We start from the raw sequence: 18,544 nt of genomic DNA, 5'->3' as shown, positions 1-18,544 counted from the left end.
TGGCTGCGCTGGAGCCGCCTGGACGCCCCTCCACGGCGCCGCCCGCGTGGCCCGCGCCGTCGCCGTCCTCGCCCGGCGCCGCCCGGACGGCGCGGACACCCGGGTCGTCCAGCTCAACGGCGGCCCCGGCGTGGTCTTCTCCGCGCACGGCACGCCCGTACTGGCCGCCGTCCCGCACCTGCTGGACGGCGCGGTGGCGGACCTCCACGTGGTGACGGCCCCACGGAAGCTGCGGGGCGTCACGGCGTGAGGCGGTTCGTTGTTGCCCTCTGCTGTGGCTGCTGGGCAGGGGCTGCCCCCTTGCCGTGCGTTGCAGCCTGCCGCAGTCGTCGTGGTTGCGCGCGCAGTTCCCCGCGCCCCTTCGGGGCGCACCCGTGCGCAGCGCTCTGAAGCAGGCCCCGGAGGGGCCGCTTCAGGGGCGCGGGGAACTGCGCGACAAGCCACGGCGCAGGCGTAGTCTGCAACGCACCGGACGGGGCAGCCCCTGCCCAGTACCGGCACTCGGGGCGCGGCTCCGTGTGACGGGGGTCATGTGGGGGGCGCGTCACTACCGGAGGGGGCGTGCCGTCCGTGAGGGACCGATCAGCCGGTACTCACGGAACGGAGACACCGTGTTCGCGCTCCATCTCGCCGTCTTCCTCGTCGCCGCCGCGCTCGCGGGCGCGGGCGGGGTCCTCGGCCTCGTCGGCCACGACATCCCCCGGCGCCAGGCCGGGGCCCTGGGCGTGCCCGGGTCCTGGACGCGCCCGATGGGGGCGCTGCTGTCGCTCGGGGCGCTGGGCCTGCTGGTGGGGCTCGCCGTGCCGCTGGCGGGCACGCTGGGCGCCGTCGGGCTCGTGGCGTACTTCGTCTGCGCGTACCTCGTCCACGTACGGGCGCGCGACTGGGACCTGACCCTGTGCACCGTGTACTTCCTGGCGTCCGTCGCGGCCCTCGCCGTGCACCTGGCGCGGCACGGGGCGTCCGGGGCCTGGGACCTGTGACCGGGCCCGCGGGCCCATGAGCCCACGGGCCCACGGGCCCACGGCGTGGAACCCCTTAGAACCCTCTTATGACGGCCCGCGAGCGTGCCGGGCATGCGGACACCGACAGAACCGCCGCCCGGCCGCCTCTCCGTCGTCATCGGCGCGGGCGGGACCGGAGGCCACATCTACCCCGGGCTCGCCCTCGCCGAGGCGCTGCTGCGGGCCGAGCCCGACGCCGCGATCTCGTTCCTCGGGACCGAGCGCGGGCTGGAGACCCGGCTCGTCCCGGAGGCCGGATTCCGGCTGCACACCGTGGACATGATCCCCTTCGACCCGGCGCTCGGCGCCCGCCGCTATCTGCTGCCCGCCGCGCTGCTGCGCGCCGGGGCGCAGGCCAGGACGGTGCTGCGCGCCCAGTGCGCCCAGGTCGCGGTCGGCATGGGCGGGTACGCGAGCGCCCCGGCCGTGCTCGGCGCGCGGATGGCGGGGCTGCCCAGCCTCGTGCACGAGTCCAACGCCGTCCCCGGCCGCGCCAACCGCTTCGCCGCGCGCCTCACCCCGCACCTCGCGCTCGCCTTCGACCGCGCCCGCGCGCACCTGCCCGGCGGGGAGCGCGCGCTGACCGTCGGCATGCCGGTCGCGGCGCCGCTCGCCGCGCTCGGACGGCACCGGGGAGAGCTGCGGGACCGCGCCCGGCACGCGCTGGGCGTGCCGCCCGGCGCCCGCCTCGTGCTCGTCGGCGGCGGCAGCCTGGGCGCCGACCGGCTGACCCGCGCCGCCGTCGCGCTCGCCGGGCGCTGGCACCGGCAGGGCCGTACGGACGTCCATCTGCTGGTCAAGACCGGGCCAGGGGCCTTCGAGGCGACCAGGGGGCAACTGCCGCCCCTCGCGCGTGCCGTGCCCTACCTCGACCGGATGGACCTCGCGTACGCCGCGGCCGACGTCGTGGTCTGCCGCGCCGGTTCGGCGACCGTCGCCGAGCTGGCCACGACCGGCGTGCCCGCCGTCCTCGTCCCGTACCCGCACGCGCCCGGCGACCACCAGACGCACAACGCGCGCGTGCTCACCGACGCGGGCGCCGCGCTGCTGCTGCCCGACCCGGAGACGACCGGCGACCGGCTCGCCGCGCTCCTCGACCCGCTGCTCGCCGACCCGGCGCGGCTCGCGGCGATGAGCGCCGCCGCCGACCCGGGCCCGCACGCGCGCGCCGCCGGCCTGCTCGCCCACGAGGTCCTGCGCCTCGCGGGCCGCACCCACCCCACCCCCGTCAAGGAGACAGCGTGAACGACAGCGACGACCGCAACGAAGGCTTCTGGCACGGCCGTACGGTCCTGGTGACCGGCGCCGAGGGCTTCATCGGCAGCACCCTGACCGACCGGCTCGTGGAGCGCGGCGCCCGCGTGCGGGCCCTGGTGCACTACAAGCCGTACGCGGAGAAGGGCCATCTCGCGCCGTACCTCGGGCGCGCCGACGGGCCCGTGACGGTCCTCGCGGGCGACGTGCGCGACCCCGGCCGCGTACGGGAGGCCGTCGCGGGCTGCGACACGGTCTTCCACCTCGCCGCGCTCATCGGCATCCCGTACAGCTACGCCTCGCCCGGCGCCTACGTGCAGACCAACGTCACCGGCACCGAGAACGTCCTGGAGGCGTGCCGCGCGGCGGGCGTACGGCGGATGGTGCACACCTCGACGAGCGAGGTCTACGGGACCGCGCGCACCGCGCCCATCTCCGAGTCGCACCCGCTCCAGCCGCAGTCGCCGTACTCGGCCTCGAAGATCGGGGCCGACATGATGGCGCTGTCGCACTGGCACGCGTTCGGACTGCCCGTCACGGTGGTGCGGCCGTTCAACACCTACGGGCCCCGCCAGTCGGCGCGCGCCGTGATCCCCGCGATCCTCGCGCAGCTCCACTCCGGCGCCCGCGAGATCAAGCTCGGCTCGCTGACGCCGACCCGCGACTTCACGTACGTCACGGACACGGCCGACGGCTTCCTCGCCCTCGCGGAGTCCGAACGCGCGCTCGGCGAGGCCGTCAATCTGGGCACGGGGGAGGAGATCGCGATAGGCGACCTGGCCCGCGCCCTGATCGCCGCGGCGGGCTCGGACGCCGGGATCGTGACGGACCCCGCGCGGCTGCGCCCCTCCGGGAGCGAGGTGCACCGCCTGCTCTCCGACAACTCCCGGGCCCGTGAACTCTCGGGCTGGGTACCGAAGGTGTCCCTGCCGGACGGGCTCGAACGGACGTCGGCATGGGTGGCGGAGAACCTCCGCCTCTTCGCCCCTGACCGCTATCAGGTCTGACCGAGCGGCGGGGCGAGGAGCAGGGGCAGGCAGACCTCGTCGACGATCTCGGTGACGACGGAGTCCGGGATCGGGGCCCCGTACAGCAGGTAGTGGTCGCGCAGGAGGTCGCCCGCCACGGTGGCGCGCCGCGAGGTGAGGATCCACGGCTGGATCTCGCCCCTCTCCGCCGCGCGCCGCAGGACGCGCTGGAGGGCTCCGGGGCCGACGCTGTGGGCCCGTTCCCTCAGCAGCCGGGCGAAGTCGGGGTTCCGCGCGACCTCGGAGAGCAGGCCGCGGAAGATGTGGCCGTGCGGGCCGGTCAGGCTGTCCGCCATATGCCGTAGTACGGCGAGGACATCGGTACGCAGGCTCCCGGTGTCGGGCAGCTCGGTGTCGCGGTTGCGGAGCGCCGCCCAGGCGTCGACGGCGAGTTCGGCGCGGCCGGGCCAGCGGCGGTAGAGGGCGGCCTTTCCGGTGCGCGCCCTGAGGGCCACGCGTTCCATGGTCAGCCCCGCGTAGCCGACCTCGGCGAGTTCTTCCAGGGCGGCGGCGAGGATGGCGTGCTCCAGCGCCTCGCCGCGGCGGCGGGGGCCCTTGCGGTGATCGCCGGCCGGCGCGGCCCGGTGAGGGCCCTCGGGGGGTGGAGGCATGACTCCCGGCCATTCGTCGACGTACCCGTTGTGCGCCTCGGGCGGCTCACTCTAGCCTCAAATTAGAGAACTGACCGTTCTTTAAGTGTCGAGGTCTGCGAGGTGTCCGATGACCGGAACCGTGACGACGCCCTCACCCGAATCCTCCGAATCCCCCGAACCCCCCGCCTTCCCCACCGACCGCACCTGTCCCTACCGCCTGCCCGAGCAGTACGACCGTCTGCGGGAGCGCGGGAGTTCGCTGCACCGGGTCACCCTCTACGACGGCCGTCAGGCGTGGGTCGTGACCGGGTACGAGACGGCGCGCGCCCTGCTGGCCGACTCCCGGCTCTCGTCCGACCGTTCGCACCCCGATTTCCCCGCCACCTCGCCGCGGGTGGTCGGCCTCCGGGACGCCGACCCGTCCTTCATCGGCCTGGACCCGCCCGAGCACGGGCCCCGGCGGCGCATGGCCATCAGGGAGTTCACGGTGCGGCGGGTCAAGGGCATGCGCGCCGATGTCGAGCGCATCGTGCACACGTTCCTGGAGGACATGATCGCCTCCGGGCAGCCCGCGGACCTCGTCAGCCGGTTCGCGCTGCCGGTGCCGTCGATGGTGATCTGCCAACTGCTCGGTGTGCCGTACGCCGACCACGACTTCTTCCAGGACGCCAGCCACCGGCTGGTCCGGTCGCAGGACGCGGAGGGAGCGCGGGCCGCGCGGCGGGACCTGGAGGACTATCTGGGCGGGCTGATCGACAGCAGCCGACGCGAGCCCCGGCAGGGCCTGCTGGCCACCATGGCCGACGAGCAGGCGGCGCGGGGGACGGTCGGCCGTGAGGAGCTGGTGGCGACCGCGATACTCCTGCTGGTCGCCGGGCACGAGACGACCGCCTCGATGACCTCGCTCAGCGTCATCACCCTGCTCGACCACCCCGAACAGCACGCCGCGCTGCGCGCCGACCCCTCGCTCGTACCCGGCGCGGTGGAGGAACTGCTGCGCTATCTCTCGATAGCCGACGTCGTCGGGAGCCGCTTCGCGACGGACGACATCGAGATCGACGGCCACCGCATCCGGGCGGGCGACGGCGTGATCGTCACCAACTCCCTCGCCAACCGGGACGGTTCGGCCTTCGAGGACCCGGACACCTTCGACGTGCGGCGCGACGCGCGCCACCACCTGTCCTTCGGCTACGGGGTGCACCAGTGCCTCGGCCAGAACCTCGCCAGGCTCGAACTGGAGGTCATCCTCACCGCGCTGTTCGACCGTCTGCCGACGCTGCGCCTGGCGGTTCCGGTCGAGCGGCTGAAGCTGCGCCCGGGCACGACGATCCAGGGCGTCGACGAACTTCCGGTCGTGTGGTGAGCGCCATGAAGCCACCCCTGCGTGTGACGGCCGACCGCGACATCTGTGTGGGCGCCGGCATGTGCGCCCTGACGGCACCGGAGGTCTTCGACCAGGACGAGGACGGCCTGGTGACCGTCCTGGTCACCGAGCCCGACGACGACGCCGGGGCCGCGGCGGCCCTGGAAGCCGGCTCCCTCTGCCCGTCGGGCGCGGTACGCATCATCGAGTAGACCGGGCCTCGCGCACGGCAGCCCGCCGTTGGCGGCAGGCGTGTAGCCGGGTGCGGCGGCTCACCGACTGAGCGCGCAGTTCCCCGCGCCCCTATGGGGTGACCTCTCACGTCCGGGTGCCCCGTCAAGGGGCGCGGGGAACTGCGCGAGCAACGGTCCACGGCCCGAGCACGGCAGCCCGCCGTTGGGGGCAGACGGGTTGCCCTCTACGGAGTGGCGCGGCTCGCGGCTGCCAGGCCGTCGAGGATCAGGGTGGTGAAGCGGCGAGCCCACTCCTCGCCGATGCGCTCGGCGCTCACGAGCGCGCGGTGGACGACCGCGCCCGCGATCACGTCGAAGATCAGGTCGACGACCGGCCCCGGGTCGTCCGTGTCGCGCGGGAGTTCGCCCCGTTCCTGTGCCCGGTGGCGCCCCGCGAGGACGAGCCGTTTCTGGCGTTCGACGATGGCCTCGCGCACGCGGGCCCGCAGCGCGTCGTCGTACGTCGACTCGGCGATCACCGCCATGAGCGAGGTCTTCGTCTCGGGCCGTTCCAGGAGCGCGGCGAAGGAGAGGACGACGCTCTCGACGTCCGCGCGGAGGCTGCCGCGGTCGGGGAGTTCCAGTTCGTCGAAGAGGACCGCCACCGCGTCGACGACCAGTTCGCTCTTGCCCGCCCAGCGGCGGTAGAGGGTGGTCTTGGCGACCCCGGCGCGGGTCGCGACGTGGCTCATCGTCAGCCTGCTCCAGCCCACTTCCACCAGCGCGGCGCGCGTCGCGTCGAGGATCGCGCGGTCGGCCGCCGCGCTGCGGGGGCGCCCGCGGCGGTGCGGGGTCGGTGCAGGCATGGCGCCGACCATACCGCCCGGTACGTACGGCACCAGGGGGCCGGGCCGTGAGGCGGATCACCCGGTTCCGCTCCGGGGAGGCTTGCGGTGCGGCCGGGGCTTCGAGTTACGCTACGGCCCGTAGCGGAATGATCTGCGGGACTTCCGTGACAGCAGCGACAACCACGCGCCGGGTGGGGACCCGGCAACCGTTGCACACACAGCCGCGCGCAGGGGGGAGACTGGTCTCATGCAGCCACGCAATATGTCCATGAGCGGAGTGGTCGACCTCGCCGCGGTGAAGGCGGCCGGAGAGGCCAAGCAGAAGGCGGAGCAGGCGCGCGCGCAGGCCGCCGAGGGGGGCGGGGCTCCGGCGCCGTCGAGCCTGGTGATCGATGTGGACGAGGCGGGCTTCGAGGCGGACGTGCTCCAGCGTTCGGCCGAGGTCCCGGTCGTCATCGACTTCTGGGCGGAGTGGTGCGAGCCGTGCAAGCAGCTCTCGCCGCTCCTGGAGCGGATCACGAACGAGTACGCGGGGCGGGTGCTCCTCGCGAAGATCGACGTCGACAAGAACCAGATGCTGATGCAGCAGTTCGGCGTCCAGGGGATCCCGGCGGTCTTCGCGGTCGTGGCGGGGCAGGCCCTGCCGCTCTTCCAGGGCGCGGCCCCCGAGCAGCAGATCCGGGCCACGCTCGACCAGCTCGTCCAGGTCGCGGAGGAGCGCTTCGGCATCACCGGCCTCCAGGGCGCGGTGCCGGAGGGCGAGGCGGAGGACGCGGCCGAGCCCGAGGTCCCGGAGGACCCGGTGCTGGCCGCCGCGCAGCAGGCGCTCGACTCGGGCGATCTGCCGGGCGCCGTCCAGGCGTACAGGAACAAGCTCTCCGAGGAGCCGGGGAACGTCGAGGCGAAGGTCGGCCTCGCCATGGCCGAACTGCTCGGCAGGGTCCAGGACATGGACGCCCGCCAGGTCCGCAAGGACGCCGCCGACCGGCCCGGCGACGTCGGCGCGCAGCTCAAGGTCGCGGACCTCGACATGGCGGGCGGTCATGTGGAGGACGCGTTCTCGCGCCTGATCGACGCCGTCAAGGGCTCGGCGGGCGAGGACCGGGACGCCGCGCGGCTGCGGCTGCTGGAGCTGTTCGAGGTGATCGGCGGCGAGGATCCGCGCGTGGTGCAGGCCCGCGCGGCGCTCGCCCGCGCCCTTTTCTGACCTGCCCGTACCGACGGTCACCCCCACGTCGCCACTCATTGATTTAGCGACAACGGCGACCGCGTTTTGCCAAAACTTGGCAATCGCGGTCGCCGTTACTCGTAGTAAGCGGAACCGAGGATTTCGCCCCGCGATGTCCGAGTGGTCCGCGAGATTCCTGGCCAACGCTCGCGACCCTCAGTGTCCGTTCGATGCCGTTCGGAGGCACCGGGGTTATCCGGCCGTTACTCGTAAGTAACGAACCCCCTTGTGCGCGGGCTCCAGATGCACCACGATCGGCCAAGCTCGGTCCATGGCAACGCAGCCCGACACCCACTCGGCGCACGGCGGTCCTGGGTCCCCACCGGGCCGGACAGGGGGGTCTTCGCCGAACGGCGGGGCCTGTCCGTACACAAACCGTTAATAGCGGGGCCGCGCGGGAGCGCGGCCAGTGGTTGTCGCTCGGGGGTGATCGCCGACAGCCCGGACGTGGCACAGGACGAGGCACGGATCCGGCGACGGCGCTCTCCTTCCCGAGGACGTAGCACTTCTCCCTCCCCGGCCCGCGCGGCCGGGAGGTACCCCCACGGCAGGGTCGGACCCGCGAACTCCGGGTCGCCAGGCCGGAGATGTACGTCCGAGAAGGAGGAAAGTCATGGAGTCCCTGGCTCGTGGCGGGACCAGATGGAAGCGGTTCGCCGTCGTCATGGTGCCGAGCGTGGCGGCGACCGCCGCGATCGGCGTCGCCCTCTCGCAGGGTGCGCTGGCGGCGTCGTTCAGCGTCTCCGGCCAGCAGTTCAAGGTCACCGCCGACAAGCTCGACGGACAGGGCTTCGTTCAGTACGGCGCGGTGGACACCAACAAGTCGGGCCAGAAGCCCGTCGCCGTCGTCGGCATGAACTCGGCGAAGATCACCAACCTTTGCCAGTCGGTCGTCGTGCCGGTGCCGGTGTTCGGCGACGTCTCGATGAAGCTGACCGCCGGAAAGGCGGGCGGCCCGCGCGTCGAGGCCAAGAAGCTCTACATCGACGCCGACGACCTGCACACCAATGCGACGTTCAACAACATCGACATCGGTGTCTCGGCGGACAAGACGACCAAGGGTCCGGGTCCCCACCAGGGCGACAAGTACCTGAAGGACTCGTTCGCCCAGCAGGCGGACAGCGTCGCGTTCACCGACGTCAAGCAGCGCGCGTGGGCCACCACCGCGGGCACGTTCAAGCTCAGCGGCCTGCACATGGCCGTCAAGAAGGGCAAGAGCGAGTGCTACTGACGGTCCGTGGCGGACGCTGACGGACCAGCCACGGCGCGGGGCGGCGGCACGGCTGCGCCGCACGCCCCGCACCGGGTCCGCACGTACGGACCGCTCCACCTCAGCAAGATGTTGTGCCAGTCCCGAGGAGCTGTACCCCCATGAGCGCCGACACGCGACAGAGTGTGATGACCGGATTCGGCCAGAAGCGCAGTGCCTTCCGGGACTGGCGCGGACGGCGCCCGTTCTGGGGCGGGCTGCTCACGCTGCTCGCGGGCATCCCGATCATGTACATCCCCTACCAGAACCTCACTCTGGGCTCCCTGACGATCCGGATGTCGACGACGGCGGGCGCCGGTTCGCTGATCATCGGCGTGCTGCTGGTCGTCCTCGGCATCACCATGTGGTTCCAGCCCCAGTCACGGGTGTTCGCGGGCGTCGCGGCCATCCTGCTGTCGCTGGTCTCGCTGGTCGTCTCGAACATCGGCGCCTTCCTCATCGGCTTCCTGCTCGGCCTCATCGGCGGCGCGCTCGGCGTCTCCTGGGCCCCGGGCGGGCCCCCGGCGGCCACGCCCCGCGGCGGCCGGACGGACGAGGCGACGACGACGGCGGTCGCGGAGTCGGCGGCCAAGGACGACGAGCCGCGCGACGTCCCCGTGCAGAGCGGGCCCCCGGCGGCGGAGCACACCGCGACGGAGCACACAGCGAGCGTGAACGACGCGAACGACCCGAACGCGAACGGGAGGCAGCACCGTGCCGGCTGACAAGGCCCAGGGCCGTGGAAGATCGGGGCCGCGGCACGCGGCGCCGCGCAAGCCCCTGCTGACCCGGCTGAACATCCCCGCCGGTAAGGCCGTCGCCGTGGCGGCCGTTCCCACGGCCATGCTCGTGGGCATGGGGTTCACCCCCCAGCTCGCCCAGGCCAAGCCGCTCCCCAAGAACCCCTTCAAGGGCGACGCCTGCGTCTCCGCTCCCGACAAGGAGGAGACCGAGGCCGAGCAGGAGAAGCGCGAGGAGCGCGCCGAGAAGCTCAAGCGCGACCTCGCGAAGGAACAGGCCAAGCGCGAGAAGGCCGCGGAGGACGCGAAGGAGAAGGGCAAGGGCAAGGGCTCCGGGGGCGACTCCGGCGACGCCGACAAGTCCGGGCCCTCCGACGGTACGGACGAGCCCGCGCCCGACCCCGCGAAGCCCTCGCAGCCCCCCTCGGGCGGCGGCGAGGACGCCGACAAGCCCTCGACGCCCGCGCCGGACCCCTCCGAGTCCGAGGACGAGGAGAACCCCTGGTACGACCCGCTGGGCGTGGGCAAGAAGCTCGAGGACGCCTTCACGCCCAAGGACGAGAAGGAGCAGGAGGACCCGGCGAAGCCCGCGCCCGAGGACAGCGCGAAGCCGACCCCGACGCCCTCCGCCCCCTCGAAGCCTTCCGAGCCCTCCGAGCCCTCCAAGCCGTCCACGCCGAAGCCCCCGTCGTCCGAGGACGGAGAGGACGCCTCCGCCGGGGACCGCGCGGAGAAGCGGGACGGCGGGGACGACGCGGCGAAGAAGCAGAAGGACGAGGCCGGGAAGGACCGGGAGAAGGACCGGGAGAAGGACAAGGACAAGCCCGGCGCCAACGAGCAGGGCAAGGACGGCAAGGCCCGCGCGTACGACCCGGACAAGGACGCGGGGAAGCCCTTCCCGTGCCCCGAGAAGGGCGACTACGAGGGCAAGGGCGAGCAGACGCCCGCCACGATCCCGAACCAGCCCTGGTACCTGAAGGCCTCCTCGCTCACCCTGCGCGGCGCGAGCTACAAGGGCATCGTCGAGATCACCATGCCGAACGGCAAGACGAAGCAGGCCCTGAAGTACACCAGCGACGAGCTGGACATCGGCGACCTGCACCAGACGGTGGACGGCCCGAGCGGCAAGACCACGCACGTCAAGGCCGCCGAGGGCTCGACTTCCACCATCCGGGGCGGCCAGGTCACGATGTACACGGAGGAGCTGAAGGGCAAGCTCTTCGGGCTGATCCCGATGACGTTCAGCCCCGAGAGCCCGCCGCCGCTCGACCTGCCGTTCATCTACCTGACGGATGTCGAGGTGCGCCAGGCGGCCCAGTTCGGCGGCAACCTCACCGTCCCCGGGCTGCACACCTATCTGACGGACTGAGCGTCCGTACGCACTCCGGGAGGGCCGACGACGGCGTCGGCCCTCCCGGCTTTTCGTCCGCTACGGCCTCCGCGGCGCTCAGCCGTTCTCGTTGCCCAGGTGGTGGACGCGGACCATGTTGGTCGTGCCCGGGACGCCGGGGGGCGAGCCCGCCGTGATGATCATGGTGTCGCCCTCGTCGTACCGCTGGAGCTTCAGCAGCTCGGCGTCGACCAGGTCGACCATCGCGTCGGTGTTGTCGACGTGCGGGACGACCATGGTCTCCACGCCCCAGGTCAGGGTGAGCTGGTTGCGCGTCGAGGGGTCGGTCGTGAAGGCGAGGATCGGCTGGCAGACCCGGTAGCGGGACAGACGGCGGGCCGTGTCGCCGGACTTGGTGAAGGCGACCAGGGCCTTGCCGTCGAGGAAGTCCGCCATCTCGCAGGCCGCGCGGGCGACCGAGCCGCCCTGGGTGCGGGGCTTCTTGCCGGGCGCCAGCGGCTGGAGGCCGCGGCTGAGCAGCTCGACCTCGGCGGCCTCGACGATCTTCGACATGGTCTTGACGGTCTCGATCGGGTACTGCCCCACCGAGGACTCGGCGGAGAGCATCACCGCGTCGGCGCCGTCCAGGATCGCGTTGGCGACATCGCTCGCCTCGGCGCGCGTGGGGCGGGAGTTGGTGATCATCGACTCCATCATCTGGGTCGCGACGATCACCGGCTTGGCGTTGCGGCGGCACAGGTCCACGAGCTTCTTCTGGACCATCGGGACCTTCTCCAGCGGATACTCCACCGCGAGGTCGCCGCGCGCCACCATCACGCCGTCGAAGGCCGCGACGACGTCCTCCATGTTGGCGACCGCCTGCGGCTTCTCGACCTTGGCGATCACCGGGACGCGGATGCCGACCTCGTCCATGACGCGGTGCACGTCGCGCACGTCGGCGGCGTCGCGGACGAAGGAGAGCGCGACCATGTCGCAGCCCAGGCGGAGCGCGAAGCGCAGGTCCTCGATGTCCTTCTCGGAGAGCGCCGGGACGTTCACGGCCGCGCCGGGCAGGTTGATGCCCTTGTGGTCCGAGATGACGCCGCCCTCGATCACGATCGTACGGACGCGGGGGCCCTCGACCTCGACGACCTGGAGCGCCACGTTGCCGTCGTTGATCAGGACGGCGTCGCCCTTGGCGACGTCGCCGGGCAGGCCCTTGTAGGTCGTGCCGCAGATGGTCCTGTCGCCGGGCACGTCATCCGTCGTGATCGTGAACTCCTCGCCGCGCACCAGCTCGACGGGGCCCTCCGCGAAGGTCTCCAGGCGGATCTTGGGGCCCTGGAGGTCGGCGAGCACGCCGACGGCGCGGCCCGACTCCTCGGTGGCCTTGCGGAGGCGGTGGTACCGCTCCTCGTGCTCCTCGTGGGTGCCGTGGCTGAAGTTGAACCGGGCCACGTTCATCCCGGCCTCGATCAGCGTCTTGAGCTGCTCGTAGGAGTCGACGGCGGGGCCAAGGGTGCAGACGATTTTGGAACGGCGCATGGTGCCATCCTCTCATTTTGTTTACATGGTGAACGAATGGGGGGGCCGCTGAGCCGGGGCTCTCCGCTCAGTCGGCGGTGACCAGCGCGTAGGTCTGTTCCGCGATCTCCAGCTCCTCGTCGGTCGGGACGACGGCGACCTTCACCCGCGCGTACTCGGGCGAGATCAGCCGCGCGCCGTCCCCGCGTACGGCGTTCAGGTCCTTGTCGACGGCGAGGCCGAACTCCTCCAGGCCCGCGATCGCGGCCTCCCGCACGGGCGCGGCGTTCTCGCCCACACCCGCCGTGAAGACCACGGCGTCGACCCGGCCCAGCACGGCGTAGTAACCGCCGATGTACTTCTTCAACCTGTGGATGTAGATCTCGAACGCGAGCCGTGCCGTCTCGTCGCCCTCGTCGATGCGGCGGCGGATCTCCCGCATGTCGTTGTCCCCGCACAGGCCGACCAGTCCGCTGCGCTTGTTCAGCAGCTCGTCGACCTCCTGCATGTCCATCCCGGCGACCCGGCCCAGGTGGAAGACGACCGCCGGGTCGATGTCCCCGGAGCGGGTGCCCATCACGAGGCCCTCCAGCGGGGTGAGGCCCATCGAGGTGTCCACGCACCGGCCGCCCGCGACCGCCGAGGCCGAGGCGCCGTTGCCCAGGTGCAGCACGATCACGTTGACCTCGGACGGGTCCCGGCCCAGCAGCTCGGCCGTCTTGCGGGAGACGTAGGCGTGCGACGTCCCGTGGAAGCCGTACCGCCGGATGCGGTGCTCGTCGGCCGTACGGACGTCGATCGCGTACCGCGCGGCGTGCTCCGGCATCGAGGAGTGGAACGCGGTGTCGAAGACCGCGACCTGCGGCAGGTCCGGGCGCAGCCGCTGCGCGGTCCTGATCCCGGTGATGTTCGCCGGGTTGTGCAGCGGCGCGACCGGCACGAGGCGCTCGATCTCCTTGAGCACCGCGTCGTCGATCAGCGTCGGCTCGGTGAACCGCAGCCCGCCGTGCACCACCCGGTGGCCGATCGCGGCCAGCTCGGGGGAGTCCAGGCCGAGCCCGTCGGAGTCCAGCTCCTCGGCGACGGCCTTGAGCGCCGCGTCGTGGTCGGCGATCTCGCCCTCCCACTCGCGCTTCGCGCCGCCCGTGACCAGCGGATGGTGGCTCAGCGCCGAGGTCTCCTCGCCGATCCGCTCGACCAGCCCGACGGCGAGGCGCGTGCCGGTCGCCATGTCGAGGAGCTGGTACTTCACCGACGAGGAGCCGGAGTTGAGGACGAGGACGCGGGAGGCGGTCGTGGCGGTCACGGCAGGGGGCTCTCTTCCTGGGCCTGGACGGCGGTGATGGCGACGGTGTTCACGATGTCCTGCACGAGGGCGCCCCGCGACAGGTCGTTGACCGGCTTGCGCAGGCCCTGCAGGACCGGGCCCACGGCCACCGCGCCCGCCGAGCGCTGGACCGCCTTGTAGGTGTTGTTGCCGGTGTTCAGATCGGGGAAGATCAGCACGGTCGCCTGGCCGGCGACCTGGGAGCCCGGGAGCTTGGTGGCCGCGACCGAGGGCTCGACCGCCGCGTCGTACTGGATGGGTCCCTCCGTCAGCAGATCGGGGCGACGGGCACGCACCAGCTCCGTGGCCCTGCGCACCTTGTCCACGTCGGCGCCGGAGCCCGAGGTGCCCGTCGAGTACGACAGCATGGCGATGCGGGGCTCGACCCCGAATCGCGCCGCGGTCGTGGCCGACTGGATCGCGATGTCCGCGAGCTGCTCGGCGTCCGGGTCGGGTACCACGGCGCAGTCCCCGTAGACGAGCACGCGGTCCGCGAGGCACATGAAGAAGACCGAGGAGACGATCTCCGCGTCGGGCTTGGTCTTGATGATCTCGAAGGCGGGCCGGATCGTCGCCGCCGTCGAGTGCACGGCACCCGAGACCATCCCGTCCGCCAGGCCCTCGCGCACCATGAGCGTGCCGAAGTACGAGACGTCGGAGACCACGTCGTACGCCAGCTCGTAACTGACGCCCTTGTGGGCGCGCAGCTTCGCGTACGTCTCGGCGAACCGGTCGCGCAGCGGCGAGGCCGCCGGGTCCACCAGCCGCGCGGTCGCGCCCGCGGTGGCGTCCGGGGCCTCGTCGTCGCCGAGCAGCTCCAGCGCGATGCCCAGGTCCGCCGCGCGCTTGCGGACGGCCGCCGGCTCGCCCAGGAGCGTCAGGTCGCAGATGTTGCGGCGCAGCAGCACCTCGGCCGCGCGCAGCACGCGCTCCTCGGTGCCCTCGGGCAGCACGATGTGCCTGCGGTGCGCCCGGGACCGCTCCACCAGCTCGTGCTCGAACATCATGGGCGTGACGCGCTCGCTGCGTACGACCGAGAGCCGCTCGGTGAGCTGCTTGGTGTCCACGTGGGTCTCGAAGAGCCCGAGCGCGATCTCCGCCTTGCGCGGGGTCGCCGCCGAGAGCTTGCCCTCCAGCGGGATCAGCTCGCCCGCCGTCGGCATGGAACCGCCCGGCACCGTCAGGACCGGGGTGCCGGGCGCGAGGCGGGCGGCGAGCTGGAGGGTCTGCTCGCCGGGCCGCTCGTCGAGGGTGAGCAGGACGCCCGCGATGGCGGGGGAACCGGCCGAGTGCGCGGCGAGGGCGCCGATGATCAGGTCGGCGCGGTCGCCCGGCGTGATCACCAGACAGCCCTCGGTCAGCGCAGGGAGGAAGCTCGGCAGGTGCGCGCCGCCGAAGACCAGGTTCCGTACGTCGCGGGAGAGCCCGGCGTGGTCGCCGAGCAGCACCTCGGCCCCCATCGCCTCCTTGACCTGCCGCATCGTGGGCGCGGAGAGCGCGGGCTCCTCCGGCAGTACGTACACGGGTTCGGGCAGCCGCTCGGCGAGGCCCCGCACGGCCTCGCGGGCCCCGGGGTCCCGCACCCGGTTGGCGACCATCGCGAGCAGGTCGGCGCCGAGCGAGGCGTAGGCGTGGTGCGCGTTGCGGACCTCGGCCGCCGCGCTCTCCGGGCCCTGGTCGCGGGTGGCGACGACGGGGATCACGGAGGCCCCGAACTCGTTGGCCAGCCGGGCGTTGAGGGCCAGCTCGGCGGGGAGGCCCGTGTCCGCGAAGTCGGTGCCGAGGACGAGCATCGCCTCGTACTCCCCGGCGACCGCGTGGAAGCGGTCGACCAGGCGCGATATCAGCTCGTCGGTGCCCCGCTCGGCCTGGAGCGTGGCGGCCTCGTCATAGGTCATGCCGAACGCGGAGGCGGCGGGCTGGCTCAGCCGGTAGCGGCTGCGCAGCAGGTCGTAGAGCCGGTCGGGCCCGTCGTGCACCAGGGGCCGGAACACTCCCACCCGGTCCACGTGGCGGGTCAGGAGCTCCATGACTCCCAGCTCGACGACCTGGCGGCCGTCTCCCCGGCCGATACCGGTCACGTACACGCTGCGCGTCACGCATTCGCTCCCTGCTGTCGAGACGGGCTTGAGCCCATTCGTCTAGAAAGCGCCCGTAAGAGGAGGGCTATACCCTTGACAATACCTGCGCTTCTGGCTAGGCCGCGCGCCAGGCGGCGGGCCCTGCCGTGCCACCTGCGGACCTCCGTCTGCCCGTCCACGGAGCGGACCACACCGGACCGCTGCCTTCAACACGTGAAACAATCGCACCGGCTCACCACTGGATCAGCCCCCCTTGACCAGCAGCCCCCGAGCAGGAGAAGCGAACCCCATCATGCGCATCGGAGTCCTCACAGCAGGCGGAGACTGCCCCGGTCTCAACGCCGTGATCCGGTCCATCGTCCACCGCGCCGTGGCCGACCGGGGCGACGAGGTCATCGGCTTCGAAGACGGTTTCAAGGGTCTCCTCGACGGCCGGTACCGCCCCCTGGACATCAACTCCGTCAGCGGCATCCTCGCCCGCGGCGGCACCATCCTCGGCTCGGCCCGTCTGGAGCGGGACCGGCTGCGGGACGCCTGCGAGAACTCCGAGGAGCTGATCGGCCGCCTCGGCCTCGACGCCCTCATCCCCATCGGCGGCGAGGGCACGCTCACCGCGGCGCGGATGCTCGCCGAGTCGGGCCTGCCGGTGGTCGGCGTCCCCAAGACGATCGACAACGACATCTCCGCCACCGACCGCACCTTCGGCTTCGACACGGCCGTCGGCGTCGCCACCGAGGCCATGGACCGCCTCAAGACCACCGCCGAGTCCCACCAGCGCGTGATGGTCGTCGAGGTCATGGGCCGCCACGCGGGCTGGATCGCCCTGGAGGCGGGCATGGCGGGCGGCGCCCACGCCATCTGCATCCCCGAGCGGAACTTCGAGGTCGACGACCTCGTGAAGATGGTCGAGGAGCGCTTCTCGCGGGACAAGAAGTTCGCGATCATCTGCGTCGCCGAGGGCGCCCACCCCGCCGAGGGCTCGATGCCGTACCAGAAGGGCGCCATCGACCAGTACGGCCACGAGCGCTTCGCCGGCATCGGCAACCGCCTCGCCATCGAGCTGGAGCACCGGCTCGGCAAGGAGGCCAAGCCCGTGATCCTCGGCCACATCCAGCGCGGCGGCACGCCCACGGCGTACGACCGCGTGCTCGCTACCCGCTTCGGCTGGCACGCCGTCGAGGCCGCGCACCGGGGCGACTTCGGCATGATGACCGCGCTGCGCGGCACGGACATCGTGATGGCCCCGCTCGCGGACGCCGTCACGGTCCTCAAGACGGTCCCGCAGGACCGCATGGACGAGACCGAGGCCGTCTTCTAGAGGGTGCCCCGGGGTCCCCTCAGGCCCCGGGCCCGGACTTCCGGCCGTCCAGGAGGCCCCGGACCGTGCCGAGTTCCTTCCACTCGCCGTCGCGCCGCTCGTCCACCCAGACGGGGCGGCGCTCGGCGTGGTGGTTCCGGAACTCGTAGTCGCCGAGCAGCCCTTCCGTCCTGGACCCCTCCAGCGCGGCCCGCAGATCGCTGCGGGCCGTCTCCACGCCGGGCGCGTCCCGGAGCGTGTCCGGCAGGTGCCGGGCGAGGGCGAGCGTCGCGTCGTACAGCTCGGCCGCGCCGCGGTGCCGCAGCAGCGGCTTCACCTCGGCGGGGGCGGCGCACAGCCGGGGCAGCTCCTCGCAGTCCGGCTTCTGCGCCTCGTCGCGGAACGGGCGGAAGCGCAGTGAGCCGTCCGGGAGGCCGCGCAGCTCGTCCTCCGTACGGGCACGCGACTCGGCGGGGGCGCACATCTCGGGGTACTCGGCCTGCACCACCGCCGTGCGCCGCTCCTTCTTGAGCGCGGAGATCCACGGCTCGGGGGTCATCGGGAGGCTGGCCGCCTGGGCCTTGTGCCGCCGCAGGGCGCGCACGACGTCCCCCTCGTCCATCTTCAGGGCGTCGCGGCCGGGCAGCGGGTGGGCGAGGCCGCTCGCCTCGATGCCTGAGGTGGTGCCGTAGTCCAGTTCCAGGTCCGACTTGTCCTCGGCGCCGACCAGCAGCGTGCGGACCCCCTTCGCCTTCCGGAGGTAGCGGCCCTCCTGCTCGCCCAGCTCGCGCGAGTCGGCCACGGCCGAGAACGAGTGGGTCCGGTAGCGGGAGTCGGAGCAGGTGTCGACGGCCGCCATCCGGCGCGCCGGGTCCTCGTCGTTCAGCTTCGAGTCGAGCGCGTCGACCGCGCCGAGGACCGCGAGGGTGTTGCCGGGAAGGGCCGAGGAGTCGCCGCCGTCGACCGGGACGACACGGACAGGGAGCTTCTTCCTCTCGTCCTTCGTGGCCTCCTTGAGGGCCGCGCGGACGACGCGGGCCCGCTGCTCGCCGCCGACCTCGGTGCCTTCGGTCTCGCTGTCCGTCTGCGCGACGACGAGTGAGTACGTGCCCGGCTCGTACGCCGAGGGGGAGTCGAAGGGGCGGGGGACGGGGCCGTGGGGCGGGGGCTCGTCGTTGAGCTTGGCGACCGAGAGGCCGCCGACCACGAACAGGGCCAGCAGCCCCGCGAGGGCCGCCTGCCGGGTGTGCGACCGGCGCTCGAACGTACCCGCGGGGGCGAGCGGGGAGGAAGCCCGGTGCGGGCGATGGAATCCGGGGCCGGTGAAGGGCTCGGGATTCGGCTTCGGCCTCGGCCCCGGCTTCGGTTCCGGGCCGGACTCGGGCTCGGGCTCGGGCTCCGGCTTCGGTTCCGGCTCCTGCTTCGCCGGTTCCGGTTCGGGTTCGGGTGTGCCGTCGATGAGGGCCTGGACGCGGGTGAGGGCCTCGTCGGCGTCGGCGGGCCGG

The 18,544-nt window shown here is 72.5% G+C and carries 17 protein-coding genes; 11 read left to right on the top strand and 6 right to left on the bottom strand.

Going from position 1 to position 18,544, the window contains the following annotated elements:
• The first annotated feature begins 46 nt into the window (after positions 1-46).
• The 4 genes from ABD343_RS10980 (at position 47) to ABD343_RS10965 (ending at position 3,265) form a co-directional block, all read left to right on the top strand.
• Entirely contained in the window at positions 47-250 is a 204-nt protein-coding gene (locus ABD343_RS10980; RefSeq protein WP_344526688.1) for a hypothetical protein, read from the top strand.
• A gap of 361 nt (positions 251-611) precedes the next feature.
• Positions 612-983 (top strand): DoxX family protein, encoded by a 372-nt coding sequence (locus ABD343_RS10975; RefSeq protein ID WP_344526686.1) that lies wholly within the window; start codon positions 612-614, stop codon positions 981-983.
• A 93-nt stretch (positions 984-1,076) separates the two neighbouring features.
• Positions 1,077-2,249 carry a UDP-N-acetylglucosamine--N-acetylmuramyl-(pentapeptide) pyrophosphoryl-undecaprenol N-acetylglucosamine transferase gene (locus ABD343_RS10970; protein WP_344526685.1) on the top strand — a complete coding sequence of 391 codons (1,173 nt, stop codon included), beginning with the start codon at positions 1,077-1,079 and terminating at the stop codon, positions 2,247-2,249.
• Positions 2,246-3,265: an SDR family NAD(P)-dependent oxidoreductase gene (locus ABD343_RS10965; protein WP_344526683.1), complete on the top strand. Its 1,020-nt coding sequence runs from the start codon at positions 2,246-2,248 to the stop codon at positions 3,263-3,265. The genes ABD343_RS10970 and ABD343_RS10965 overlap by 4 nt, the downstream gene beginning before the upstream one ends.
• On the opposite strand, the gene ABD343_RS10960 is transcribed toward ABD343_RS10965, so the two are convergent.
• Complete coding sequence (locus ABD343_RS10960) at positions 3,256-3,897, bottom strand: TetR/AcrR family transcriptional regulator (protein WP_344526682.1); 642 nt, start codon at positions 3,895-3,897, stop codon at positions 3,256-3,258. The two genes, ABD343_RS10965 and ABD343_RS10960, sit on opposite strands and share 10 nt — an antisense overlap.
• A 109-nt stretch (positions 3,898-4,006) precedes the next feature.
• Between ABD343_RS10960 and ABD343_RS10955 the strand changes: the two genes are divergently transcribed.
• Complete coding sequence (locus tag ABD343_RS10955) at positions 4,007-5,242, top strand: cytochrome P450 (protein ID WP_344526681.1); 1,236 nt, start codon at positions 4,007-4,009, stop codon at positions 5,240-5,242.
• A 17-nt stretch (positions 5,243-5,259) separates the two neighbouring features.
• Positions 5,260-5,454, top strand: coding sequence for a ferredoxin (locus tag ABD343_RS10950; RefSeq protein ID WP_344528494.1), 195 nt, complete (start codon positions 5,260-5,262; stop codon positions 5,452-5,454).
• Positions 5,455-5,660: 206 nt separating this feature from the next.
• Here the strand turns inward: ABD343_RS10950 and ABD343_RS10945 are convergent, their stop codons facing one another.
• Positions 5,661-6,281: a TetR/AcrR family transcriptional regulator gene (locus ABD343_RS10945; RefSeq protein ID WP_344526679.1), complete on the bottom strand. Its 621-nt coding sequence runs from the start codon at positions 6,279-6,281 to the stop codon at positions 5,661-5,663.
• A gap of 229 nt (positions 6,282-6,510) precedes the next feature.
• On the opposite strand from ABD343_RS10945, the gene ABD343_RS10940 reads away from it, so the two are divergent.
• The 4 genes from ABD343_RS10940 to ABD343_RS10925 all read left to right on the top strand — a co-directional run bounded on the left by ABD343_RS10940 (position 6,511) and on the right by ABD343_RS10925 (position 10,849).
• Positions 6,511-7,470 carry a tetratricopeptide repeat protein gene (locus tag ABD343_RS10940; RefSeq protein ID WP_344526677.1) on the top strand — a complete coding sequence of 320 codons (960 nt, stop codon included), beginning with the start codon at positions 6,511-6,513 and terminating at the stop codon, positions 7,468-7,470.
• Between the two features lie 634 nt (positions 7,471-8,104).
• Positions 8,105-8,722, top strand: a complete 618-nt coding sequence (locus ABD343_RS10935; protein WP_344526675.1) for a DUF6230 family protein — start codon at positions 8,105-8,107, stop codon at positions 8,720-8,722.
• 140 nt (positions 8,723-8,862) lie between these two features.
• Complete coding sequence (locus tag ABD343_RS10930) at positions 8,863-9,465, top strand: DUF6114 domain-containing protein (protein ID WP_344526674.1); 603 nt, start codon at positions 8,863-8,865, stop codon at positions 9,463-9,465.
• Positions 9,455-10,849: a hypothetical protein gene (locus tag ABD343_RS10925; RefSeq protein WP_344526672.1), complete on the top strand. Its 1,395-nt coding sequence runs from the start codon at positions 9,455-9,457 to the stop codon at positions 10,847-10,849. The genes ABD343_RS10930 and ABD343_RS10925 overlap by 11 nt, the downstream gene beginning before the upstream one ends.
• 78 nt (positions 10,850-10,927) lie before the next feature.
• On the opposite strand, the gene pyk is transcribed toward ABD343_RS10925, so the two are convergent.
• The 3 genes from pyk to pta all read right to left on the bottom strand — a co-directional run bounded on the left by pyk (position 10,928) and on the right by pta (position 15,760).
• Entirely contained in the window at positions 10,928-12,355 is a 1,428-nt protein-coding gene (pyk, locus tag ABD343_RS10920; RefSeq protein ID WP_344526670.1) for a pyruvate kinase, read from the bottom strand.
• Between the two features lie 67 nt (positions 12,356-12,422).
• On the bottom strand, positions 12,423-13,640 hold the full coding sequence (locus ABD343_RS10915) for an acetate kinase (protein WP_344526668.1): 1,218 nt from the start codon (positions 13,638-13,640) through the stop codon (positions 12,423-12,425).
• The gene (gene pta, locus ABD343_RS10910) at positions 13,637-15,760 is read right to left on the bottom strand and encodes a phosphate acetyltransferase (protein ID WP_344526666.1); all 2,124 of its coding nucleotides are present in this window, start codon (positions 15,758-15,760) and stop codon (positions 13,637-13,639) included. The genes ABD343_RS10915 and pta overlap by 4 nt, the downstream gene beginning before the upstream one ends.
• 274 nt (positions 15,761-16,034) lie before the next feature.
• Between pta and ABD343_RS10905 the strand changes: the two genes are divergently transcribed.
• The gene (locus tag ABD343_RS10905) at positions 16,035-17,060 is read left to right on the top strand and encodes a 6-phosphofructokinase (protein WP_344526664.1); all 1,026 of its coding nucleotides are present in this window, start codon (positions 16,035-16,037) and stop codon (positions 17,058-17,060) included.
• 19 nt (positions 17,061-17,079) lie between these two features.
• Here the strand turns inward: ABD343_RS10905 and ABD343_RS10900 are convergent.
• Positions 17,080-18,544: hypothetical protein (locus ABD343_RS10900; RefSeq protein WP_344526661.1), on the bottom strand; the 1,465-nt coding region annotated here is incomplete at its 5' end.

This window comes from Streptomyces albiaxialis, from assembly GCF_039530985.1.
GTDB classification, from domain to species: domain Bacteria; phylum Actinomycetota; class Actinomycetes; order Streptomycetales; family Streptomycetaceae; genus Streptomyces; species Streptomyces albiaxialis.
The sequence above is the reverse complement of the archived record's forward strand: the minus strand, read 5'-3'. Positions and strand labels throughout refer to the sequence as shown.